Below are 23669 nucleotides of genomic sequence, written 5' to 3'. Positions count from 1 at the left end.
GGCGTCGGGAAACGAAGGGCTCATTTCACCAAGGGACACCCACCAGCTTCCAAAGGACGAAATGCCCGTTCCGAAGGAATGGTCGAGAGATGCTTGTAATAGTCGTACGGATATCTCGATTCTTCCGGACGCTTCACCTCGAACAGGTGCATTGGATGTATGACGCGCCCGTCCTCGCGAATTCTGATATTGCCGAACAACTTATCCCGTCCATTCACCTTCTTCATTTCCGGTACCACAGCGTTCGAATCGTCGCTTTGCGTGGCGGCAACCGCGCCGAGAAAAGTCAACGTCGACGAATAGACGCCGGCTTGGTTTCCACTCGGCATTTTTCCGTTCATGCCGGCGCGCGCAGCGAACCGCTTCGCGAAGGCTCGCGTGTCATCGTCCGCATCCCAGTAGAACGCCTCGATCAATTGTAGACCTTGCGCGACCTTAAGACCCATTCCGTGAACATCGTTGATGAAGAGGAGGAAGGCGACCATAGACTGGCCGCCCTGCTGAATACCGAATTCAGACGCCTGCTTGATCGCGTTGATCGTATCGCCGCCGGCATTTGCCAGACCGATTACCTTCGCCTTGGAACTCTGGGCTTGCAAAAGGAACGACGCGAAGTCCGACGTGCCGATGGGGTGCTTGCTGGAGCCATACACTTTGCCACCGTGCTTTTCGATATAGTTCGTCGCTTCTGACTCGAGGCCCTGGCCGAGCGCGAAGTTCACGGTGATGAAATACCAGTCCTTGCCTCCACGCTCCATCATTGCCGCCGAGGTCGCATGCGCAGTCGCCCAGACGTCATTGACCCATTGGATGGTGTTGGGAGAGCACTCCTTGCCGGTAAGCTCGGACGTGGCTGTCGACGCAGCGAGAAAAGTCGCCCTTGTGCCGCGGAGCAGCGAGTTCACCGCCAGTCCGACCGCCGAATTTGGCACATCAACCACTGCATCGACCCGGTCGAGATCAAGCCATCTTCGTACGATCGCTGACGCCACATCGGCTTTATTCTGATGGTCTGCAAAGATCACCTCGACCCTGACACCTTTATGAGCCCCCTCGAAGTCCTCCGCTGCCATCCTGGCAGCCTCGACGGATCCCAGACCATTTGTGTCCTGATAAAGTCCCGACATATCGGTGAGCACGCCGATGCGGACGACCTTGTCCGACACTTCGGCGTTCGCCATCTGCGGCGCAGCGAATGCGGTTATGATGAGCAAAGTAAGCACGCGCATTCTCATCTTGTTACCTTCGGTTCAGCAATAGGGGGACTGGTTTTCTTCGGCCTTAGATCTGCTTATTCGGAATGTGGAGAAGTAGCCCGTCGAGGCCTGACGTCATCTGGATCTGGCACGACAACCGGCTCGTCTGGCGGCGTTCGGCCGCGACTTCGGTGAGCAGCGCTTTCTCTTGCTCCAAAACTGACGGCAGTCGATCGAGCCATTCATCATCAACGTATACGTGACACGTCGCACACATGGCGTTTCCGCCGCATTCAGCTAGAATGCCCGGTATTGCGTTCTGGGTAGCCGCTTCCATTGCGCTCTCTCCCTCGTGTGCCTGGACGACTTCCGAGCTCCCGGACGACTGGACGAACTTGATGGAAGGCATGCGTCAATCCATTGCTTTGAGGGTGACGGGAAGGCTGTCTAGGCCGCGCAGCGTGTTATTGTAGCGGCGCCGAACCGCTCCCGAGATTTCGATTGATTTCGCTTTTCTCGCCAAAGCCGACAGCATGACTTCTCCCTCGAGCTGTGCGAGGAATTGGCCGCTGCACATGTGGACCCCCGAACCGAAGCCGACGTGCCCGCTCGTTTGCCGACAAATGTCGTACTCATTCGGACGGTCCCATTTGCGTGGATCACGGTTAGCGGCGCCCAGGAACATCAGCACCTTTTCGCCCGCTGGAACCTCAAAACCGTCTATCTCGACCTTACGCGTGGTCGTTCGGAAGAAGGTTTGCACTGGCGATTCGAAGCGGATTGCCTCCTGAAACGCCTTGCGCGCCAGCGTGGGATCTCCCTTCAAACGGCTCCACTGGTCTGGAAAGCGCGCTAGGCAATACAACGCTGCTCCTAACGCATTGACGGTTGTGTCGAGGCCCGCGCTTAACAGTGACCGCACCAACAACGGGGCTTCCAACTCGCTGATCTCGCCAAGTTCAACGCGAGAATAAATGGACGCGCCCAAGCCTCCCGGCATGAGGTTCTTCCGCTGACACTGCTCTTGAACATAAGCTTGATGAGGCATCGACCGCTCCAGCGACTGCCGGCGAAGCTCATTCGGAGGGCCAAAAGCGTTGAATACGACCCCGGCATACGGGAGAAGATGCTCCCGCCCCTCTTTTTTCAGCCCAACCGCATCAGGAAATACTGAGAGTGGGAACGCCTCGGCAATATCCGAAATGGCATCGACATGGCCCTTTGAGACCACCTCCTCCGCCTTCAGTTCAGCGATCCTTGTGAAGTGCTCCCGCAGCTCTCTTACGAGAGCCGGCGACAATGTTCGATCGAAGACGGCGCGAATTCTGGTATGTTCCGGAGGATCTGCTTCAAGGATAAGGCTAGGCGGCCGCCACGGCGCTTCCTTTACAAAGTCGCTCAATCCGGCACCGCGGCTCGAGCAAAAGCTGGCGTGGTCATGTAGAATGGCTCGAACGTCCCGATGACGGGCAACCGCGTAGACGTTCCATTTTGAAAGCCGGATGACCGGTCCGGTTTCGCGTAGACGCTCGTGCGTGTGATATGGATCGTCGAAGAACTCCATTGAAAACGGATCGATGTCGAGTTCTGGAATTGGACGAGTTGTCGTCATCGCTGCAGCCCTTCCCTTCGCCACGAAACATAGCCCCTCGTGGCCCTCACAGGTTGCGCGCCATTCCTAGAGAGGCCGGGTGCCGCGCTCGCTTTAGGTTCTTACTCCTTCATGCTGAAGTCGCCTCCGCGAGCTGACAATGACCATTTCCGTAAAATCGGGAACCAGTGGCCAATAGCAGCGGCGCGACGGGTCGACGGAAATTCAGGAGAAGTTCACGAAGGGCGAACGGCTTGGTAGCTCCTGCCGGGAAGGACTCAACGCTCGTATGCAAGTTCTAGACGACATCGAGCCCACGCCACTACCAAAAATGGCCGCGCAACGAGGTCGCTGGCGGCCAGTGTTTGGGAGGAAACGCCAAAGAAAGGAAGAAAGAGGAGGCCCGACGCAACCGTCGCGCCCCTCGCCAATTCAGCTTCGCATTGGTCCCTTTAGTCGCGGGCGGCCTCCTCGATGGCCTGCGCCAACCGCGCCGGATTGCTGAAGAACATTTCATGGCTGCCATCGCACTCGACTAGGCGAAACAGACCCAGGCGCTCGGATAGCCGCGGATGCCACGGAAGGCTGTGAGGCAGCGAGATGTCCTGCCGGCAATTGACATAGGATTTGCTGACCGATAGCTCGGCCAACGGGCGCTTCAGCGTGATCTTGTCGGTGAAGGTGTTGTTTGGATGCGGATTGAGCTTGGCGTAAGCGGACTTTGCCAGATCGAGATCGGCGTCGTTAATAAAGGCCTCGCGCCAGATCTCAAACGGCAGCATGACCGCGTTGTTATTCGCGGCGGCCATCGTATCGAACAGGCTTACATAATGCGGCGGCGCCATGTCGTTGAGACACTGCCCGTCCAGCGGAACAAACGCGTTGACATAGACGAGACGCCTGATCCGGTCGGTAAGGCGGTCGGCGACACCGGAAATCACCATTCCCCCGTAACTGTGGCCGATCAGCCGGACGTTCCGCAGATCGTTTCCTTCAATGTAGCTGACAATTGAGCCGATCGCATCCTCGAGCCCTATCTTAGCGCGATCGTCGCCGCGGTTGTTGCCAGCGACTGTCGGGCAATGCACCAAATATCCCTTCTTCCGCAGATGTGCCGCGACCGCCTCCATCTCGGCCCCAGTGTGCCACGCGCCGTGAACCAGAACATAAGGCTCTATCATTTCTCTCTCCCTCGGTTCGACCATCGGAATTCTAGTCTAGGCACGGCTCGTTAAGCCGGATGGCCGGATTCCGCCGCAGTGATCGCCGATTTGTGCCACAACATTGTCCGGAAAAGCGGACACGGGTTTCCCGGGAAAGCATGCATCCACAGTCACAAATCTTTAGCGATACAGCGCTTCGAAGAAGCTTCAGTTCGCAACAGCATTAGCGCTGACGTCTGAATACGGCAGGTGTCACGCCAAGAGACTTTCGGCATTGGCGAATGAAATGGGATGGATCGGACAGACCTACGCGAAGCCCGATCCCACTGATGCTAATGTGATCGAACCGGGGTTCGCTCAGCATCCTGCGCGCCACTGCCATCCGGCAATCACTCAGAAGTCCGCTGAACGTGAGCCCGGCGCCGTTGAGGCAGCGATGCAACGATCGCTTCGAGATACGCAGACGTCTGGCGACGTGCCCTGCCGTCAATCCAGGTTCGGCGTAGTACAGCCGTATGCCACGGACGATCACGTCCATCAGCTTCGCAGCATCCTTCTGCTCGGATAGAGTAGCGGGAATCTCGCTTCCATAAGCCAGCGCCAGCAGCGCGCCAAGTTGGTCGGCGAGAACGGGCGCGGGCAGAGGCGGGTCGATCGCAAGATGAGGCGTCAGCTGGCAGGCATACGCGCTCAGCGCCGCACCCCAGCCCGTTCGCCCGTCGATGCGCTGTCCGATGCATCGATCGGGATCGGTGATCCATGACTCGACCCAGGGGATCGGCAGTTCCAGCGACAGCGTGTCCGCGGTCACCGGAAAATTGAACTCATAGCACCGCCGCGAGTCCAGCAGCACGAGATCGAACGTCTTCATGGGCGACGAATTACCGTTCTGCAGCACCCTCCAGTCGCCGTCGGTCTTGCAGAGTAGATAGTAGTAATTCGCGGTCGCGCGCGCGACGCTAGCTGGTCGGCGATAGACGTGCTGCGCCGAGCCCTGCACACGATTGACACCAATCCCATCCAGTTGCCCGCGCTGGATGGAGCAGTCGAATCCTCTGCGAACGGGCGTCGTGATATCCATCTCTAGAAAGCATTCGCAGACGGCGCCAATCCAGTAGTCGAAGCTCCGCGCAGGCTCGACTAGACTGGTCGACCAGGTGTCGATTTCTCCTGTCGTTTTGACCATAACGTTCCCTGACGCCTTGATCCTAACCGCATCAGCGTGTTGGAGGCACGGCTGTCTACTCAATGCCTGTCGATCGCGACTAAGTCGCCGAACGAGGCGCTATTTTCCAAGGGCGGCCGTTACGTCGATCTCTATGGTCATGAACGGCCACGCGAGCTGACTGACGACTAAGAAGGTCGAGGCGGGGATTGGAGCGCTCCCGAAGGCATCCGCTCTGCATTTTAGTGCATCCCGAAAGAACCTTACGTCAGTCGTGTAAGTAACGATCCGCACGACGTCATTCATTGTGGCGCCTTGGGCCTGCAGGGCCTTCTTGATCTTTGAGTACGCGTATGTGCATTGCGCCATGAAGTCGTCGCGAAACAGAATCTCGCCGTCTCCTTCGCGCTCCGCTCCCGTCCCAGAAAGAAAAATGAACTTGTTCGCGTTTGTGACAGTCACGACCTCCGAGAACTTCCCCTTGGTCCATTCACTGTAGTTGAAGCTCTCCTTCTTATAATCCGCTTGGACCTGAGCGGAAGCCTCCGCGCAACTTAATAGGGCGAGCATCATCAGCGACGCCATGAGACGGACGAGCATCCACTTCTCCTTTCGTTTTACTTCCTAAAGGCGGCCTGGAGTTACATTGCAACAACGGGGCCGACGAAATAAGAGAGGTGGAGTGAAGCCTGCACAACAGCCATTTGTGAAAAATCGCTAACCACTTACCCGCGCCGGTGAGATCGCGCCTACTCGATCTAGGGAATCGCGCGGTTCCTCGAATTTTCCATCATGTTTCCTTTGTGCCGAGTACCACTAGAAGATCCAGCGCGATCATTTTGGCTGATTCAGCATCGCCGTCGCTTAGCTAAATTGCACCGCGACGCCGCCGAGCACACCGAAGTCTGCGTGAAAACTGTCACCTTGCTGGGCGAAAACCACCCGGGTAAATGAGCCAGTAAGGACGATATGACCCGCCTCCATGGTAATGCCCTGGGCCCCAAGCTTGTTTGCCAACCACGAGACGCCGAGGGCCGGGTGGCCAAGCACACCGGCCGCTAGGCCCGTTTCTTCGATCTCGGCGTTGCGATAAAGGATGCAGCCGGTCCAGCGCAGATCGACTTCGCTGGGTCGGAGGGGTCGTCCGCCAAGCACAAGGCCTGCCGCCGCCCCATTGTCGGATATAGTATCGTAAATCTTTCGCGGATCCTTTACGCGAGCATCAACGATCTCGATCGCGGGGCAGACATAATCGCAAGCATCCAGCGCTTCGAATATACCGACACCGGGGCCTTTGAGAGACTTGCCCAACACGAAAGCGAGTTCGACTTCAACTCTTGGGACACAATATTTTTCACGAGGCGTCTTTCCGCCGTCCGCGATTATCATGTGCTGATAGAGATAGCCGTAATCGGGCTCGTCGATCTGGGAGGACCTCTGCATCGCTTTCGAGGTCAAGCCAACCTTATAGCCGATCAGCTTTGCGCCCGCTTCGAGGCGACGCCTGTTGACCTCGGCCGAAATCGCATACGCGTCATCGAAGCCGATCGACGGCCACTCAGTCGAGAGCTGCCCCGCCTGCTCACGAACACCCTCGGCCTCTATGAGAACGTCTGCGGCCTGGTGGCGCTGTTGGTCTGTTAGCATATGTGCACTTTCCTGCAGCTATGAAGATGCGCGCGGCTGACACGCGCGCGAGATTGGTCCAACGGCCTCATAGGCCGTCTGAATCGCGCTCATACTTCCGCGACGCAATCAATTTCGAGAAGAAAATCGGGCCGCGGTAGCCTAGCTTCGACGGTCGTGCGCGCAGGCCAACCAGAGGGATCGGTTCCGAAGAACTCCTGATAAATCTCATTCATTTGATCGAAGTCGGCTCTGCGATCGAGATAGATGTTCACCTTGCCGATCTTGTCGATTGAGCTGCCGGCGTATTCGAGCGTCGCCTTGACGTGCTTGAGAGCAAGCCGCATTTGCGCTGCGAAATCACCCTTCGGAATCTGCACGTTATCGTCGTAACCCGGAAAGCCCGAGACAAAGATCAGGTTTCCAATTCTCACGGCGTTCGAATGCGGAGATTTCGACCGTGGCAGGTTGGGATTGTTGAAGATCGTCCGTGTCATCAGGCATCCTTTTCATAGTTGGCGATCGAACCATGTTCGCTTGAATCAATTGCGGCCTCGCCGGGCGGGCCGTCGGTGCAAGCCCGGCGGAAGGCTTCTGGCGTCGCCCCGCGTCGTTGTTTGAAGAAGCGAGCGAAGTGGGAGGCGTGCGAATAACCAAGAAGGAATGAGATCTCCTTCACGGGCTTTGTCGTGTACAACAACAGGCGCGTTGCCTGCTCCAAGACGGCAGCCTGCAAGACGTCGCGAGCTGGAATGCCGGAAATGTGCTGGCAAGCGAGATTGAGCGTATATGGAGTGGCCGAGAGGCGTTGTGCGAAGAGTTCGACAGTGAGAGGGTTGGTTCTCTGGTCGTCGGCGAAGCCAATTGCATTCAGTGTTAAGCCGATCAATTCGCGATAGCGTTTGAATAGATCGAGTTCGAATGTGGATGCTTGCGGCATCTTGTTCTGAGACGGGGACATCAATGTCCCACCGAGTTCGAGGAGCAGGCTTCCGAAGAGATATCGCAATGCGTCGCGACGATAGGGGTTGCGCGAGGTCGCCTTCTCCGAGATCAACTCGAGCAACTTTCGGACCGTGGTAACCTGCTGGCCGCCTTCCAAGGCGACGACCCGTTCTTCCACCAAGCGCAGGAGAACTGTATTCGTCGCTCCCTCGACAGAAGGCAAACCAACGACGAAGTCTGGTGAAACGCTGATGACAAATCCGACCGCCGCAGATGAATAGTCAAATTGGTGCACAACGTTGGCTGGCGTATAAACGCAGTTTGGCGCCTCGACCCGCCGCGAAACACCGTCGTGTTCAAATGTGCAGTGTCCACTGAGAAGAATGGAAAGTTGGTCAAAGTCCAAATGCCGGTGCAGCGCAATGTGCCATTTGTTCGGAGCGTTCCGAACAAACAGCTCTTCGATATGGAAGAAGCCGAAGATGGAGCCCGACCAGTTTTCTCCATAAAGGAAATAGGCAGGAACGTTAAGCACCTGCGCCGGCTGGTCATGATGAGGCACCTCGATAGGGTCCTTCTCGCGCTTCATGCTCGTCCCCTTCTTGGCTAACGGTGCCTATTGAGTGGGCACCGGCATTCCAACCCTCCACGTCGTGGGGATCAGCCGATCCGGATTTATTGACCAAGCCTTCCAGGCTGCCTGAACTTTGGCGAGATCTTCCTCAATATTCTTTACCAGGAACTCGCCACGAAATTCCAGACAGCCCTTCTCGTCATACCACTCCAAGGCGTCGACCTCCCCAGGCTGGCGGTAACGCTCGATGACGAGCCCGATGCACCCCTCTGGCCGTTGCGGCGAATGGCGGACGTGCGACGGCAGGAGATACATCTCCCCTTCCCGCACAACGACCTCGCTGCGTTCGCCCGACGCGGGGTCGATCAGCTTGAGCGTGGCGTCACCGCGCAGTTGAATGAACAGTTCTTCGCCTGGATCGTCATGGTAGTCCGGTCGGTAATTCGGCCCACCAACCATCATAACGAGGGTTGTCTCCCAAGAGCCCTTCCAAAATTGACGATTACCGATCGGGGGCTTGAGCGTTGCCTTGTTCTTTTCAATCCAATCGTCGAGATTGATTGGTGGGTTCTCCAACGCGTGCTTCATAGGTTTCTCCAGGTTGTTGGTTAGCGCGTACGGGCTCCGCTTTGATCGACCACAGCCGGCCGCAGAAAGGGCACGACGCGATATTCGCGGTTGAGGTAAAGCAGCGCGTCGCGGGCTGGGTTGAGGGCTATCGCCACTACCCGTCCGAACAAGATGGTATGTGTGCCATAATCCTGCGTTTCGGAGATCTCGCAGTCGATCGCTCCGAGAGCGTGTCGCAGCGCAGGGGCGCCGGTGGCGACCCGATCCCAGGGGTAAACGGCGAATCGATCAGCCATGCCGATGTCACGACGTCCGGCAAACGTTGCGGAAAGGTCCTCCTGTTCCGCGCTCAGGACGTTCACGCACAGGACACCGTTTTGGCGAAAGACGGCGTTCATCTGACTCTTGCGATTGAGGCAGACCAGGATCGTCGGCGGTTCATCCGTGACCGAACAGACGGCTGTGCAGGTAAAGCCACACTGGCCGGCGGCGCCATCGGTTGTGATCACCGAAACGGCGACGCCGAACCGGGACATCATGTCCCGAAAGGCAATGCGATCGACAGACATCAGCGGCTCCTTGCGAGATAATCGAGCACAGAGACGTCGTCGCCATTGTGATATGCGGGATCGCGCCAGCCGTTCTCATCGTAGTCGGCGAGGCATGAAGTCGCCAAAGCCTCCATTTCTCCCATGGTGCCCGACACCTTGGCGTGGATGAGCGCCTGAAGTCGGATCGCTTCATGGTTGCCGGCATAGTTGCGCTCGTAAAGTTCGTGACGCGCACCGAACTCGGATCCGACGGCATCCCAGAGCGCCTTCATGATTTTGATGCGCTCGACGTGATCGATGCCGTTCGAACCGCGTGCATAGCGCGCGAGGTACTTTTCGATCTCCGGCACCTTCAAATCCCTGGCACTGGAAGGGAGGTAAATCAGGCCGGACGCTACGATCTGCTGAATAATGGATCGGATAGCGGGATAGGCTTCCGTGGCGAAGATCCGGAAGGAAGTGCAGGCGCGAATATTCGGCAGGAAGCCATCGTTGACCCAGCGATCTGGCGCGGCAGCCATCGCGTCAGTCAGCGACCAGAACAGGTTTCGCCAACCCACGATCTCGCCGAGTTGCACCTGAACGCCACGAAACTCATCGGTGCCGCAGGCACGCAGGGCCTTCTGCAGCAGGCCGATAATGAAGTCGAGCTTCACGGCGAGGCGCGTGCAACTCTGAAAGGTGAAGCCGTTGAGGAAGCCCGACTTCGGATAGAAGGTACGCAACATGTTGATGTCGCGGTGAACGAAGACGTTCTCCCAGGGGACGAACACGTTGTCGAAAATGAACATCGCGTCGTTTTCGTCGAATCGACTGGTCAACGGGTAATCGAACGGCGAGCCGGTCGCTGCGGCCGCAAGTTCATAGGAATTTCGGCAGATCAGCTTGATCCCGGGGCTGTTCATGTCGACCATGAACATCACCGCCATACTGTCATCCGTGATTTCTGCAGCCATATTTTGGCCGAGAAAATTGTAGTGGGTCAGCGCCGACGAGGTTGCGACGACTTTCGCACCCGAGACGAATATGCCTGCGTCCGTCTCCTTTTCGATGCGGACGTAGATATCCTTAACGTCGTCTGCGGCCTTGTTCCGGTCGATCGGCGGGTTGACGAGCGTGTGATTGATAAATGGCACCGTTTCCTGCGCATGCTTGTACCAGCCACGCGCATTGTCGGCGAACTTGCCGTAGAAGTCTGCGTTCGCCCCCAGGGTGTTCGTGAAGCTTGCCTTGTAGTCGGGCGTTCGTCCCATCCAGCCATATGTCAGGCGCGCCCAGGCTGCGATTGCATCGCGCTGCGCGATCAGATCTTCGCGCGACCGCGCGTAGCGGAAAAACCGATGTGTAAAGCCGCCGCTTCCCGTGTCGGTCTCGGTCGTCAAGACCTGCTTGAGGGACTTGTCGTGCAGCGCATCATATAGCTTGGCTATTGAGACCGCCGCGTTGCGAAACGCTGGATGAGTTGTAACGTCCTTGACACGCTCGCCATAGATCCACACCTCGCGGCCGTCTCGTAGAGACTGAAGATATTCGGCGCCCGTGAAAGGCCGGTTTCCACCGCGATTCATACGCTGCTCCTGGCTAAGGGGTAATTTGAATGCTTTGCATTCGAATGGTCCCCAACACTTCCGCGCATTGGCTCCGAAGACAACAGCCACTTTGGCAAAAGGAATTGCCGTGTAGCTGACTTCTTGACGAGGAGCGGGAGCAAGGTTGCCCTGATGCCTCACCGGTCAATCGGCCCAACCAGCACGTGCTCGAAGCCCTAACGGGCAAGCCGACCCGCTCACGCGGTGGCTAGAGATCATCCATGGGCATGAACAGCTCGCTCGAATTCGACGAAGGCCGACATAAGACGCGGATCGCCCAGGGGCGCTAACTGCGTCATGAAGAGAGCAGCCAGCTTGGCCTTGGGATCGATCCAGAAGTGGGTGTTCGCCCTTGATGAATGCTTACCGACGATGGGGCGGAGGACCGCTCCGATCGTCAAGGCATATTGGGATCGCGATAGACTTCTTTCCCGCCAACTACGGTCAATAATGCCTTCATCTTGGGAATGGCGTCGAGCGGCAGGGTCAAGAAGTCGTCGGTCAGTACCGCGAAGTCGGCGAGTTTGCCTGGCTCGATCGAGCCGCGACGATTCTCCTCTCCGATCAACACGGCAAAGTTAATCGTGACCAATCGCAGCAGTTGTGCTCGCGAGGTAACCTTCTGGTCGGCCCCGTAAACACCGTCGGACATCGTATCGCGGCTCGCAAAATGGTAGAGTTCCCAAAATGGGTTGCACGGAACGACCGGCGAGTCGGTGCCGCCGGCGACCAGCAATCCGGCGTCGAGATAGCTCTTGAGCGGCGTCGCTTCGCTGGCGATATCCCAACCCCAATATCCTTTCAAGACTGGCGCGGCGAGATAAAGGTGATCCTGCGCTGACACCATCAGTTTCAGGTTCTGCATGCGTTTGACGAGATCGGGCCGCGCGATGAAGGCATGTTCGATGGCCCATCGCTTCCCGGTCAACGGTTTGTCATTGTGGGCGATCTCGTAGGCGGTGAGAACCTCGTCCACGGCCGCATCCCCTACGGCATGCGTCGCGGCGCGCCAACCCAGGCGATTGATCTCGCGCACGACAGAATTGTAGGCCTCGGGAGGTGAAAGGGTAAGACCCGAATAGGTTCCGCTCTTCCCGAATGGCTCTTGATATGCGCGCGTGAGGTGAGCCCCCTCGAAACCACCGTCCACCACGAGCTTGATGCCGCCTACGCGGACGAAATCACTGCCTTCGTCCTGCGTCACACCCCATTGGGCGACCGCATCGTCGACCTGCTGCGGGGTTCTGAACCCGAACCCCGGCATATAGACGGTATAGCGCACGGTGAGCGCGTGCTCGGCGTCGGCCTGCCGCATCAGCTTCAGCGCCTCCACCAGGTTGCCCCGGTAGGCACCCGGAATTCGAACCGCCGTGAGGCCGAAAGGATTGATCGCTCTCTGCGTCGCGAGGATGTCCTCCATCGCGAGCGGCTTTGGAGCGGGTAGCGGCACAAGCGCCTTGGCCGCGTCAAACAACTCTCCGGTCAGTTCACCATTTGCGTCACGACTGATCTGTCCCCCGGCCGGCACCGGCGTCTGGCTAGTGATATTGAACTGCGCCAGCGCTCGCCCATTGAGGATGTAGGAATGACCGCCTCGCACTAGCACCACAGGATTGTTCGGCGCCGCCTCGTCCAACTGTCGCGCCGTTGGCAGGCGCTGTTCTCTCAACTGCGCTTCGTGCCAATCTCCGTTCGAAACGAGCAGCGCGCCCGGCGCGGCCCCCGCGGCGGCGTTGGCTACCGCCAACATGAGTTCGGCGAGACTACGGGTATGAGACAGATCAATACCGGTACCGCCGCCTTCATTGTGGAAATGCGCGTCGGCAAGGCCAGGGCTAACGAAATGTCCCTTCAAGTCGAACACACGGGTGCCGGTGGACGCGAGCTTCCTGATCTCCTCGTTGCTGCCAACGGCGAGAAAGCGATCGCCTGATAACGCGAACGCCTCCACCACGGTGTTCTTCACATCAGCGGTGTAGACTTTGCCATTAACATAAATGGTATCGGCTATCGCCGGCTGGGCCTCTGCAGCGGACCATGTTGAGCTTCCAAGCAGACCCACAATGATCCACGTGTACGCCAGCCGCTTCACAAACTTCATCGCAACCTCTCCTTCTCAGTTCATGGCCCACGAAGAGGCGGCCAGCAACGCAGCCTCGAAGAAGCTTGCGCACTGTCCGCCATGGAAGCATCCGAAAACTGTGCCGCGGGGCATGCGGCCAGAGTTGACCTTCGGGAGGTAAATGAAGCTAGAACTTCATCGTGACGCCGCTGTACAGACTTGATTCGGTACAGGTATTGTTGCTCACACCCGGTGAGAGGTTGCAAAGCCGACTGACGTTGTGATCCAATCCGTATTTGTTTTGCCAATAGCGATAGGCGACCCACACGTCGACGTAATGCGAATACTTTGGCCCCCACATCGCTTTCGATGCATCGAAGGTCAGACGGATCGGCTCGGAATTTAGCTGAACCGCTGTCATCGAGTTGGCAGGGCTAGCTAGTGGCAAAGGGTTGTAAGGAAGTGGACTATTCTCAGACCCCATCGTCCCAGTCCAAGCCGCTCGGCCGCTGATAGAAAAGTAGCGGACGCTCTCGGGCAAGAAATCGAGATTCATGTAGTAGTTGGTTTCGATTGCCCAAGTCGGCTGATATTGTCTGTTGCCGTCGGTAAGGCAGCCGACGCCTGGTGTATTGGGAGCGAACCCTCCGCCACACTGCAGGAAGCCCATGTGGGAGCTGTAGACCCAGGTCGCCAGAGGGGCAATATTTATGTAGCCCTTGTAGGGAAGATCGAACTGGAACTGCAAGCCCGCCGAGACGGCCTGCCCTGCGGACGCCCGATAATAGTTCGCGGCCGCCGCATCAAGGCCGATCTCGAACGAGATGTTGCGCAGCGGCCCGACAGTGAAAGTCTTGGCCCCGAAGATTTCGTTCCAGCCAAATGTCGACCGAAGCTGGCCCACGCCAGAAATAGCACCTGCGCAATTTGCAGGAGTGGTAACACGCGTGCCAGGATTGAAGATACTGCCGGCGTTGGTGCAAGGGCTGGCTGGATCGTTTTGATCCGCCTTGTACATTGATAGGTTCAGGAAATTCGTGCCGTATCGCCAGGCGTCGAAATGCGTGAACGAATAGACCTGCACCGCGGTGTTGCTGTTGAGCGACCCGTTCGGATTTACCGAGTACACACCTGGGTCTGCTGCTTTTGGTATATACGAAAAGGTGACACGGTCATCGATCACCAGGAAGAATGGCAGATCGGGCGGCGCTGGCTGGGCCTTGACCGGCAGATCTCCCGCCAGACCTGCCGCGCTACCAAAGGAAACCAAGGGCAGTACTGTTAGCATTATCTGAATTTGACGCTTCATTTTCCCCCGCCAATGTTCTGCCTAGCCAGCCGAACAGCGCTGTACCCAGGCCATTCTCCAAAATCCAACGGTTGGCAGCATAAGCGTCGAGCGGGTAAGCAAAAGCACCGCAGTTGGCACGATCGCGTTCCAAGAATGGGACGATCATTCTATTTCGCGCGTTTCATGGACGACGTTCGGGTAACGGCGCAGACGAGCGGGACAGCCTTTCAGCCGCAAGCCGAACGACGAGAGAAATCAAGATTGAGTGGCCGGATTGGCGAGTTCAAGCATCGGCTCGGCGCCCACATTTGCGACGTGGATCACCCAACTTCGCGGCGACTGAAATGAACTCGTTGATCTACCAACGTGCAAGATCAGGGCCGAGCTGAACACGATCAAAGCTCTGTCCCAGGAACGCTCCAGACGTACAACTTGTAAGCTCAAGCAATGCAACATCCTTCAACAACCCGCTTTAAGCGACTTGGGCAAGCGGCGCGCGCGACAGACTTTCCTCGGTCGCGCGACTCAACCGGCTAAAGAGTATCAGGCGACCCAGCCAAAGGCCTGAATGCGCCTATCAAAGTGGAGCACCGCACGGTTGTGTGTGTACGCGGGCCAATACGGCAAATCGGTCCCGTTTGGTTCGCCGCTCTTCGCAAATGCCGCAATCGCACCTCTAAATCGTCGGCTCAGCTCTTCCACCTCTCGCCAATCTGCTCCCTTGAGCATCGGAACGTTCCGCCACACGTCGATATTTCCGAAAAGAAACGGAAGATCGATACAGTGGCAGGCGCCTAGTCCTGGGACTGGCGACTGCCAATCGAAACGATAGGAAAACACATTCCGGCCAGCCTTCGCTTGGGCAGTTGCGACAGCCAGGCTCGCGTCCGTGAAGATCGTGTCTGTGTAGAGATCTCCCACTATCGTCCGAGGAATCGCGGGAACGCGCGCTGATCGGATCTTCATGATCGCATCCGCTGCGCCGCTTCCTATTTGTAACTTGAATATGTCATTCACTTCGTTTTCAGACAGGTCGTTCAAGGTCGGATTGGATAGCGAAAACGCAGCGTATTCTTCGCGTGTTACACCAATCATGATGTCGCACCACTGTGCGCTACCGTTTTGAATGGATGCGACAGGATCTCTCGGGATAAGGCTGCCATCCAGAACGGGCATGAACGGCGGGCTGATGTCCCCCGGTATCGCCGGAGGTCTGTTTTGCAACCCACGTAGTAATCCAAGAATTTGGTCAACGGGCATCGTCCGCAGTCTGTTGGCATCTTGGTCGGCCAATCCAAGAACGTCTAGAAGTGTCTTGGCCAGCGGCCTCACCGTTTCGACTGTGCGCAGCTCTACGCCGACAGGCGCGCTCATGATGATCGCTCGGCTGAAGAGGTCGCGCCCAAGATCAGTCCCGAGAAACGCAGCGATGCTGAAGGCGCCAGCCGACTGCCCAATAACTGTGATGCGCGCGGGATCGCCTCCAAAGCAACTGATCGCCTCCCTGATCCAACGCAGAGCTGCAACTTGATCGTGGAGGCCCAGATTCAATTCGCCGAAATCAGGTCCAGGCCAAAAGCCGAGAAGACCAAGGCGAGAGGTAATGTTCACGACTACAAGACCATTCTCCCCTGCGAGAACGCTTCCATTATAGCAAGGGAGCGACCCGCCGCCGGTCATGAAGGCGCCTCCGTGGAGGAAGACCAAGACCGGCGCATTGTCGCCGGCCCGGTGCGTCGTCCATATATCGAGATGGAGACAGTCTTCACTTTGCTCCACCTCGTAGGTACCCATAACGCTGTCCAGGCGCGAGGGTAACTGTGGGGGAACGGGGCCAGGTACGGTCGCGTCGCGAGTATCTCGCCATCGGAGAGCCGATCCCGCCAACTCGAAACGCCGCGGCCCGATCGGAGCCTCTGCGTATGGCACTCGATGAAACGCGGTAACACCGTCCACCGTGATGCCCCGCAGGCAGCCGAAAGGTGTTTCCAACTCGATATGATCCACGCTGCGCTCAACTCCAACCATTTCTCGTCTCCAACAATTCAACGCCGAAGCTAGCCCCGGATCAGACTCATACAACCATCAGAACGGCATTCGACTCTCTGCACCTCCTGCGTGTCTCGGGTGCCACGTCTGCGTCGCCCGGCATTGCCAACTTTGCTTCCGGCGCCGAAGGTCGCTTGCGGCCTACTCAACAGCGTTTCGATATTGCTCGTCCAGTTCCGCGACTGGAATGCCCCGTTCCGTAATTGAGACGTATCGATCGGCTAACCTCATCTATATTCCAATTTACTTTGCCCTAAATGAATTGGTCGGAGACTTGGTCTTTCCCCACGAGTGCTCGGCTACGTGTTGGATATCTTTGTGGTATCCGCGCCATTATGCCACTCATCCACTGAACCAACCGGGGCATCGTATTGTCCCCCAGGATCAGGAAAAAACGCATGTATGGGTACTGGAAATTACGGGAAAAGTGGGCGGAGCAACGGCAAAACACCTGTTGGCGCGCGGCAAGCAAGTACGCGCTGTCAGCAATCGCGAGAGGGACACCGCGGCGACCGCGACCATGCCGGACACCGCCCGGCCGGTTCTCGACATGGTGACGCTGTTGAGACACCTCTTTGAATCCGCATAGATGGGCGCCAGAACGTCCGCGACGGCGCCCGCCGCGAAGCCAGCGACGATCTTGGTCTGCTGGGCGTCCTGGGCCGACGCACAGGCCAACGCGAACGAGATTGCAATCGGGCGGCGATCACAAGTGACGCCCTCCATCGACGACGATGCGCGTGCCGGTGCTGGCCTTGAGATGGGTGATGCAGGCAACGATGGCGGCGGCCACGTCATCCGGTTCGATGACGCGCTTGAGCGGCGTCGCCTTGGCGCCCGCCTCGAGAGCGCTGCGATCGCGACCCGGAACGAAGTCGGTTGCAACGGCGCCGGGCGAAACCGCCAGTAGCCTTATTTCCGGGCCGAGCACGCGTGCCAAAGAGGCGGTCATGTTGTCCAGGGCGGCCTTCGATGCGCAGTAGGCGACGTTACTGCCGGACGCGGTGAAGCCCGAGATGGACGAGACGTTGATGACGACGGCGTCACCCGATGCGCGTAGCAAGGAGCGGAGCGCCCGGACAGCGGAGTACGGACCGCACACGTTCGCGATCAGGATGTCCTCGAACAGCTGGTCCGTCAGCGTGTCGAGATCGCCATGCGGTATCGCACGGGTGAAGCCTGCGGAATTGACCAGGATGTCGAGTTTTCCATAGCGGATTCCGAGTTCATCCGCCAAGGCTGCGAACGAGGTCTCGTCCTTCAGTTCCAGGCGCGCTACCGCGTGGTCGGCCGGCGGGAGTGTTTCCAGTAGCTTTCGCGCCCGCTCTTCGCTGCTGTGGTAGCCGATCACGACGTTGGCGCCGAGCATGGCGATTTCACGCACGGCGGCGGCGCCGATACCGTTGCTGCCGCCCGTGATCACGGCGACCCGGTCGCGCAGCGGTTTGGCGTCGTTCATCGATGGTTCCACCCTGAATTTGTGACAACGCCGCAAGGCGCTTGTCACGCGCTGATCCGGGGGGAGGCTAACACGCTGCCACCGGTCGCCCAGTCACATGAATAGGGGACACTATCCAAGCCGAAGCGCCGATTGCCTGCACCCGAATTTGCCTTTAAGTGGCAGGCGAGCGGACAGAGAGCCGCTGGCCGAGGTTCCGGGATGAAGGCTTACAAGGTGGACCATCCGACTGGCGTCTACGACATGACGCCGGCGCTGATTGGACTGATCGATCTCGCAGGCGCGGAAACGTTTCCCGGCACGTTGTTCAAGATGGCTCACGCGATGACCGGCTGCGGCCACCTTACGGCGTTCGCATTCGACCGCGATGCTGATCCACTTGTGCTGATCGCAGAGAACGCCGGGCAACGACCGGTGGCCAGAGACGTTGCGAACCATTACCGCAGCACCTACTGGCGTCACGACCTGGCCAATCAGGTGATGGCCGGTACGCCAACATCGGGGAGCGCGACCTGGTGCATCCGCACGCGCGCCTCCGAGATTAAGCATTCCGACTATCGCAGCGCCTGCTACACGTCGGTCGGACTGGGCGACCGCATCTGCATCGCCGGCGCGTCGGCGAACCGGACCATCCGCATCAATCTGTACCGTTCCGGTGGGAACGCGTTTTCGGATTCCGACGAGGCCTTGATCGCGCGTGGCGCCGACATGCTCTTGGCGTTGATCGGGCGCCATGCCCGCGATGCCCGAGCGGCCCAGCGCGGCCCGGCCCAAGACGTTCGCGCGCGATTGCTGCGGGTTGCGCCCGTGTTGTCCACGCGGGAAGCCGACGTCTGTGCCGGCATCATGGAGGGGTTGACCTCGGAAGGCATTGCGCTGCGGCTCGACATCGGCATCAACACGGTGCTGACCTATCGCAAGCGCGCCTATGCCCGCCTCGGCATCTCGTCGCAGAACGAATTGCTCCGCCTTGTCATGGATTAAACCTGCGCGCAGGGAAGCCTCAGACCGCAGGTGTCACCCTCCCCGTGCATTCACCAAAGCCGATCGTGGCGAAGCCGTCGCGATTGCACTATCCCGTCATCGAACTTCGTCGCCGTCCGCCAGGAACGATCGGGGCTCGCCGCCGAGATCAAACGGCTTGGTGGCCGCACGCGGTGATCTCGAGCGGGCTGCCGAGACTACCCAGCGTCGTTCCGGAGACGGTGCCGGATCCAAGCAGATCGCCGGTCTCTAGATTGCATCTGTTGCTCGTTTGGTGCGTGACGAACTGGGCAGGCCTCCAATACAGGCCGCGAGTGCAGGCGGGGCTGACCGTCAGAGCCACGGTCATGCCTGCCGCACGTAGAGCGCAACGCACGTCGATGTCGATCGCGCCGGACTGCTTATCGGCCTGGGCGTACAGATGCGGCAAAGCACGCGGGTCTTGTTCGTCACGCGGGAATGCAGTCACGCGGAACGGAAGCAGCACTTCGGCGAGACATTCGGTCGTTGAGAACGCAGAAGCCGAAGATGTGCTGCCACGCCTCATCGATGGAGACCGCAATCCGCACAGGTAGTAGAAGTTCCGCATCAGCCATCGCGACCAAGTGCGGCGACAGTCCCACGCGGGCGGCGACGTTCTGCGTATACTGTAGCCGGAAAATCTGCAGCCGAACTTCAGACCTTGTCCGGTCCCAACACCATGAACCATTCAGGCTCGATCCGCCTAAGGCGACCGCCCCAAGCCGCGAGGCCAGTGAAATTGGCGGCGCATATGCTTACATCGAGGATCATATCGCCGATCGCGATGCCACCTCGCGGAGCTTCGGCCGGGTCGGTGCGCCGGAACACGCCGAACGGCAGGTTCTGTATTGGAAGGCGTTGCCGGAATTGGCGGACTCCATCAAACTGCGGCGTGAGCCGTCGTGGGTTGCGATGAATTGACAGAACGGCACCGCCGTCCGGAAGAGCGGCCATGTCACACGCCGATGGGACGGGGATCGCGGACAGGGCGGCTTATGCTCGTGCCATTGGCAGCGCCACGCGCCAGGCAACGAGCAAGGTTCCTCGAACATGAACACACCGCAATACATGTCTGGATTCGGCAACAGCTTCGAAACAGAGGCGCTCCCCGGCGCGCTGCCGGTCGGGCGGAATTCGCCGCAGCGGGCCACCTACGGGCTATATGCCGAACAGTTGAGTGGCTCGGCGTTCACGGCACCGCGCGGCACCAACGAACGATCGTGGCTTTACCGTATCCGCCCCAGCGTCAAGCACACCAGCCGCTTCACGCCGGTCGAGCCGGGCTTCCTCCGCACCGCTCCCAACACGGGACAATCGAAGCTGCCGATCGGGCAATACCGCTGGCAGCCGGTCGCCATCCCCGCCGACGAACTGACCTTCGTCAGCGGACTGCGAACGGTGACGACTGCCGGCGATGCCGAAGCACAAGGCGGCATGGCCGCCCATCTGTCCTTCATCACCCACTCGATGAAGGACGAGTATTTCTGCGACTGCGACGGAGAACTGCTCGTCGTGGCGCAGCATGGCGCGTTGCGCTTCTGTACGGAGTTCGGCATCATTGAAATCGCACCCGGCGAGATCTGCGTGATCCGGCGCGGAATCATCTTCCGCGTGGAGCTTATGGACGGGCCCGCTCGCGCCTATGTATGTGAAAACTACGCAGGGTCGTTCACCCTTCCGGAAAGGGGGCCGATCGGCGCGAACTGCCTGGCCAATTCCCGCGATTTCCTTACGCCGGTCGCAGCCTATGATGACGTTGATTCATCGAGCGTCGTGACCTTCAAATGGTGCGGCGAACTGTTCGCGACCAAGATCGGGCATTCGCCGCTTGACGTCGTCGCCTGGCACGGCAACTACGCACCCTACAAGTACGACCTACGGCACTTCTCGCCGGTCGGCGCAATCGCCTTCGACCACCCGGACCCATCAATCTACACCGTCCTGACCTCGCCGTCGGAAAGTGCGGGCACCGCCAATATCGACTTCGTCATCTTCCCGGAGCGCTGGGCGGTCGCCGAGAACACGTTTCGGCCGCCTTGGTATCACCGCAACATTATGTCCGAATTCATGGGCCTTGTTTACGGCGTATACGACGCGAAGCCCGAGGGCTTCGTGCCCGGCGGCATGAGCCTCCACAACATGATGCTTCCGCATGGACCGGACGCCGTCGCCTTCGAGAGGGCGAGCACCGTCGAACTGAAACCGCACAAGATCGCCAATACACTCGCCTTCATGTTCGAGTCGCGCTTTCCGCAAAAGCTGACGCAATATGCGGCCGACTTGGCGGAAAGAGACGACGACTACGCCGAGTGCTGGACCGACCTTGCAAAGAAATTCGATCCTACATCGGCTCCGGTCAGGTGATGCCGGCGGGGTCCCTCGCTCAAGCCTCGCTACGCGGTCGAAGGGTCACGCTATGTCCTCGCCGCCTGCGCCGTCGTGAGCCAGGACATGTACGGCATGGTCGTGGATACGCCGCAGAAAGCCTTTTAGCTCAATCCGCGCACGTCCAAACCAGGCGCGGGATTCTCAATGATTAATGGACCGGACGCCCGCAAACTCTGTGAGCGTATTCCTGACCACCAAGAGGCATCCTCAACGCCGATCTCCATCCCGGAGCGCTTGCGGTCGCAAAATCCACTGCGGATCCAGCCGGCCGCTATTCGCGCACCGACGCAGTGCGGCTGGTAATCAACCGCGAGAAGCAGGCGGTGATCCGCGTAGCGGCAGTGGCGGCAAACCCGACTGTCGCTATGGCGCGGCCAAAGCTTTGCGATCCAGAGGCGCCGCGCTCGCCGCTCCGCCGCTTGCGAAGTCCGCAAGCGACTTGCGTCTCCGTTAGCTCGAGCGAATAGGTGACGAACTGACGTCTTCCCGCAGCGGGCCAAACGATTTCTCAAGCTCTGCCAAGACCGCACCAATCCCATCTAGCGTCGACACAGCCGCGACATATCGATCAGGCCGCACAAGCAGCACCCGACCGGTGAGCGGTCTCAAAAACGCTTCCGCCTCCGGCGAGGCCGGTCTAGCGTGGTGCACACCACTAACTTTCACACGCTGCATTTGATTGAAGCAAATAGACAAAAACCGCGGGCTCAACACTCGCGAATCGGCAAGCAAGAGCAAATCGTTGGTGGGTACAGCGATCCCTACCACCAGGAACCAACCGTCCGAAATCGCATCAATTGACTTCGTGCTACCACCATCCAGGAAAAGCGAAACACGCGGACATGTCCGTCCAACAACGAGTTCCTGCCGCCTGGACCGCACCATGAAGCCGGCCTTAATCCATGGTCGAGGCATATAGCGCATCTCGGCAAAGAAACGCTGGATCGCGGGGATAAGGTTCAATGTCTGGAAGAAGGCGTCCCTCGCCGCAGCAATAATGCGGTTGCGAATGTTTGCCATCCTTCCGATCATCACCGAATATCGAATAATCGCCTCAACCTGCGGCCTCCTTTCTGTCTCGTAGGTCTCAAGGATCGTGGGGTTGAGCCTCCCTTGCAGTACCGCCGCAATCTTCCAGCAAATGTTGTTGGCATCGCGAGCGCCCGTGTTCATGGCCTGCGCGCCGAACGGCGGCATGACGTGCGCTGCGTCGCCGAGCAAGAAGACCCGTTTCGATCCCATTCGCTCGGCGATGCGCTCCGAAAATCCATAGACCACCGACCGGATGATTTTGAGGGGTGTTCCTTTGTACGGAGTATGTCTGTCCACGAGATCACGGATGCTGTCCGCCGTGGCAATCTTGTGATGATCTTCGCCTGGGTTGAGCATGAACTCCAGTCTTCGCCCGCCATATGGCGCAGGCACGCTGTTGAACGGCCGCTCAGGATTGCAAAAAAAACGCGAGAAGGGGGACCGGTCGGGGAACTCGGCGAGGTCGACCACTAAATGGGGTTGATCAATGCGATTTCCGGCGAAAGAAATATTGACAGCCGAGCGGATGAAACTTCGCGCGCCATCACAGGCGAGTACAAATCGTCCAGTCACTAGATGCTCTCGCCCGGCACGAACGACCTTCAACCTGACGCCATTCTCATCCTGATCTAGGCCTGCGACAGTAGACCGGTACTGCAGATCGAGGCAGGGATAGCGCCGTGCGCCATGCAGCAGCTTCTTCTCGAAGACTGGCTGCATCAATCCCGCGCGGTTGCCAAATCCATTCGACGTCAAGAAGGGGTTGACCTTCACCACCGGCTTGCCCCGCATAGAATAAAAGAAAATTCCAAAAGGCGGCGAGAGGTGCTCTTCCATGTCGTCGAGCAAATCCAGGCTATCAAGAAGACGGAGATACTCGTCGTCGATCACGAGTGCTTTGGGCAAGTCCGACGTCAGTTCATTCCGCTCCAGCAAGATTGTGGAAATCCCGAGCGAGCCGAGAATGTTAGCGACCGTCAGGCCGATCGGACCCGCACCAACGACCAAGACATCGGCATCTTTGGTTCCTCGCCCGTCGGGTCCCGAAATCGGCTTGATGAGTTCGCGGATCTGATCAAGCGACAGATGATTATCCATTAACGCCCGCCTTTCTAATTTGGCAGTAAGTTTCGACCGGCGACCGCCTCAGAGCCAAACTACTAGTGGACTTGATTCGCGTCTGTCCCATGCACAGGTGACGAACAGAAGTTTGAGATCAGCAAAATACGGTCCGTTCCGAGAATTCTGCATCATCATCATCATGCCGCCGCCACTGCTTTTCCAGCGTAACCAACTAGATGCAGCCGACGAATCAAACCTAGACGACCGATTCCATGAAACCTGCGTGGTGGAGCGGGTTGAATTGGTGGAACGGACGGGTTGTTGGCGGATTCCTCGTTTGCGGTCGGCGAA

At 58.5% G+C, this 23669-nt stretch carries 23 protein-coding genes; 3 read left to right on the top strand and 20 right to left on the bottom strand.

All coding sequences use genetic code 11. From position 1 onward, the window contains the following. Positions 1 to 20: 20 nt before the first annotated feature. From ABID58_RS23170 to ABID58_RS23100, 15 genes are all read right to left on the bottom strand, one after another. Positions 21 to 1229 carry an ABC transporter substrate-binding protein gene (locus ABID58_RS23170; RefSeq protein WP_354034901.1) on the bottom strand — a complete coding sequence of 403 codons (1209 nt, stop codon included), beginning with the start codon at positions 1227 to 1229 and terminating at the stop codon, positions 21 to 23. Positions 1230 to 1281: 52 nt separating this feature from the next. Next, entirely contained in the window at positions 1282 to 1605 is a 324-nt protein-coding gene (locus ABID58_RS23165; protein WP_354034899.1) for a 2Fe-2S iron-sulfur cluster-binding protein, read from the bottom strand. Between the two features lie 3 nt (positions 1606 to 1608). Continuing rightward, entirely contained in the window at positions 1609 to 2808 is a 1200-nt protein-coding gene (locus ABID58_RS23160) for a cytochrome P450 (RefSeq protein ID WP_354034897.1), read from the bottom strand. A 431-nt stretch (positions 2809 to 3239) separates the two neighbouring features. Next, positions 3240 to 3965, bottom strand: a complete 726-nt coding sequence (locus tag ABID58_RS23155; RefSeq protein ID WP_354035106.1) for an alpha/beta fold hydrolase — start codon at positions 3963 to 3965, stop codon at positions 3240 to 3242. A gap of 208 nt (positions 3966 to 4173) precedes the next feature. Continuing rightward, positions 4174 to 5136, bottom strand: a complete 963-nt coding sequence (locus tag ABID58_RS23150; protein WP_354034895.1) for a helix-turn-helix domain-containing protein — start codon at positions 5134 to 5136, stop codon at positions 4174 to 4176. A 99-nt stretch (positions 5137 to 5235) separates the two neighbouring features. Beyond that, positions 5236 to 5715, bottom strand: a complete 480-nt coding sequence (locus ABID58_RS23145; RefSeq protein WP_354034893.1) for a RidA family protein — start codon at positions 5713 to 5715, stop codon at positions 5236 to 5238. A 264-nt stretch (positions 5716 to 5979) separates the two neighbouring features. Further along, positions 5980 to 6762, bottom strand: a complete 783-nt coding sequence (locus ABID58_RS23140) for a fumarylacetoacetate hydrolase family protein (RefSeq protein WP_354034891.1) — start codon at positions 6760 to 6762, stop codon at positions 5980 to 5982. A gap of 89 nt (positions 6763 to 6851) precedes the next feature. Then, on the bottom strand, positions 6852 to 7238 hold the full coding sequence (locus ABID58_RS23135) for a RidA family protein (protein WP_279662966.1): 387 nt from the start codon (positions 7236 to 7238) through the stop codon (positions 6852 to 6854). Next, a complete protein-coding gene (locus ABID58_RS23130) occupies positions 7238 to 8275 on the bottom strand; it encodes a helix-turn-helix domain-containing protein (RefSeq protein ID WP_354034889.1) in 1038 nt (345 codons plus the stop codon). The genes ABID58_RS23135 and ABID58_RS23130 overlap by 1 nt, the downstream gene beginning before the upstream one ends. A 27-nt stretch (positions 8276 to 8302) precedes the next feature. After that, a complete protein-coding gene (nbaC, locus tag ABID58_RS23125; RefSeq protein WP_354034887.1) occupies positions 8303 to 8848 on the bottom strand; it encodes a 3-hydroxyanthranilate 3,4-dioxygenase in 546 nt (181 codons plus the stop codon). A 20-nt stretch (positions 8849 to 8868) separates the two neighbouring features. Next, positions 8869 to 9399, bottom strand: coding sequence for a flavin reductase (locus ABID58_RS23120; protein ID WP_354034885.1), 531 nt, complete (start codon positions 9397 to 9399; stop codon positions 8869 to 8871). Then, positions 9399 to 10949, bottom strand: a complete 1551-nt coding sequence (locus tag ABID58_RS23115) for a 4-hydroxyphenylacetate 3-hydroxylase N-terminal domain-containing protein (RefSeq protein ID WP_354034883.1) — start codon at positions 10947 to 10949, stop codon at positions 9399 to 9401. The genes ABID58_RS23120 and ABID58_RS23115 overlap by 1 nt, the downstream gene beginning before the upstream one ends. A gap of 418 nt (positions 10950 to 11367) precedes the next feature. Then, positions 11368 to 13071, bottom strand: coding sequence for an amidohydrolase (locus ABID58_RS23110; protein ID WP_354034881.1), 1704 nt, complete (start codon positions 13069 to 13071; stop codon positions 11368 to 11370). Positions 13072 to 13219: 148 nt separating this feature from the next. After that, the gene (locus ABID58_RS23105) at positions 13220 to 14341 is read right to left on the bottom strand and encodes a hypothetical protein (RefSeq protein ID WP_502916424.1); all 1122 of its coding nucleotides are present in this window, start codon (positions 14339 to 14341) and stop codon (positions 13220 to 13222) included. 525 nt (positions 14342 to 14866) lie between these two features. Then, positions 14867 to 16351, bottom strand: a complete 1485-nt coding sequence (locus ABID58_RS23100; RefSeq protein ID WP_354034879.1) for a carboxylesterase/lipase family protein — start codon at positions 16349 to 16351, stop codon at positions 14867 to 14869. Between the two features lie 337 nt (positions 16352 to 16688). Here ABID58_RS23100 and ABID58_RS23095 point away from each other — a divergent pair, with 337 nt between their 5' ends. Then, positions 16689 to 16961: a hypothetical protein gene (locus ABID58_RS23095; protein ID WP_354034877.1), complete on the top strand. Its 273-nt coding sequence runs from the start codon at positions 16689 to 16691 to the stop codon at positions 16959 to 16961. Between the two features lie 117 nt (positions 16962 to 17078). Here the strand turns inward: ABID58_RS23095 and ABID58_RS23090 are convergent, their stop codons facing one another. Next, complete coding sequence (locus ABID58_RS23090; RefSeq protein WP_354034875.1) at positions 17079 to 17831, bottom strand: SDR family NAD(P)-dependent oxidoreductase; 753 nt, start codon at positions 17829 to 17831, stop codon at positions 17079 to 17081. Between the two features lie 201 nt (positions 17832 to 18032). Here ABID58_RS23090 and ABID58_RS23085 point away from each other — a divergent pair, with 201 nt between their 5' ends. Next, the gene (locus tag ABID58_RS23085) at positions 18033 to 18815 is read left to right on the top strand and encodes a helix-turn-helix transcriptional regulator (protein WP_354034873.1); all 783 of its coding nucleotides are present in this window, start codon (positions 18033 to 18035) and stop codon (positions 18813 to 18815) included. 148 nt (positions 18816 to 18963) lie between these two features. On the opposite strand, the gene ABID58_RS23080 is transcribed toward ABID58_RS23085, so the two are convergent. Both ABID58_RS23080 and ABID58_RS23075 read right to left on the bottom strand, forming a co-directional pair. Further along, the gene (locus ABID58_RS23080) at positions 18964 to 19404 is read right to left on the bottom strand and encodes a fumarylacetoacetate hydrolase family protein (RefSeq protein WP_354034871.1); all 441 of its coding nucleotides are present in this window, start codon (positions 19402 to 19404) and stop codon (positions 18964 to 18966) included. An 86-nt stretch (positions 19405 to 19490) separates the two neighbouring features. After that, entirely contained in the window at positions 19491 to 19790 is a 300-nt protein-coding gene (locus ABID58_RS23075; protein WP_354034869.1) for a hypothetical protein, read from the bottom strand. Positions 19791 to 19886: 96 nt separating this feature from the next. On the opposite strand from ABID58_RS23075, the gene hmgA reads away from it, so the two are divergent. Continuing rightward, the gene (gene hmgA / locus ABID58_RS23070; protein ID WP_354034867.1) at positions 19887 to 21200 is read left to right on the top strand and encodes a homogentisate 1,2-dioxygenase; all 1314 of its coding nucleotides are present in this window, start codon (positions 19887 to 19889) and stop codon (positions 21198 to 21200) included. 474 nt (positions 21201 to 21674) lie between these two features. Here the strand turns inward: hmgA and ABID58_RS23065 are convergent, their stop codons facing one another. Then, complete coding sequence (locus ABID58_RS23065) at positions 21675 to 23354, bottom strand: FAD-dependent monooxygenase (protein WP_354034865.1); 1680 nt, start codon at positions 23352 to 23354, stop codon at positions 21675 to 21677. Between the two features lie 48 nt (positions 23355 to 23402). Then, on the bottom strand, positions 23403 to 23669 hold a 267-nt coding region (locus ABID58_RS23060), incomplete at its 5' end, for a hypothetical protein (RefSeq protein ID WP_354034864.1).

It is taken from the genome of Bradyrhizobium sp. S3.2.6 (assembly GCF_040546885.1).
In the GTDB taxonomy this organism is placed as follows: domain Bacteria; phylum Pseudomonadota; class Alphaproteobacteria; order Rhizobiales; family Xanthobacteraceae; genus Bradyrhizobium; species Bradyrhizobium cytisi.
Note: the sequence above shows the minus strand (reverse complement) of the source record. Positions and strands in the feature narration are given on the sequence as shown.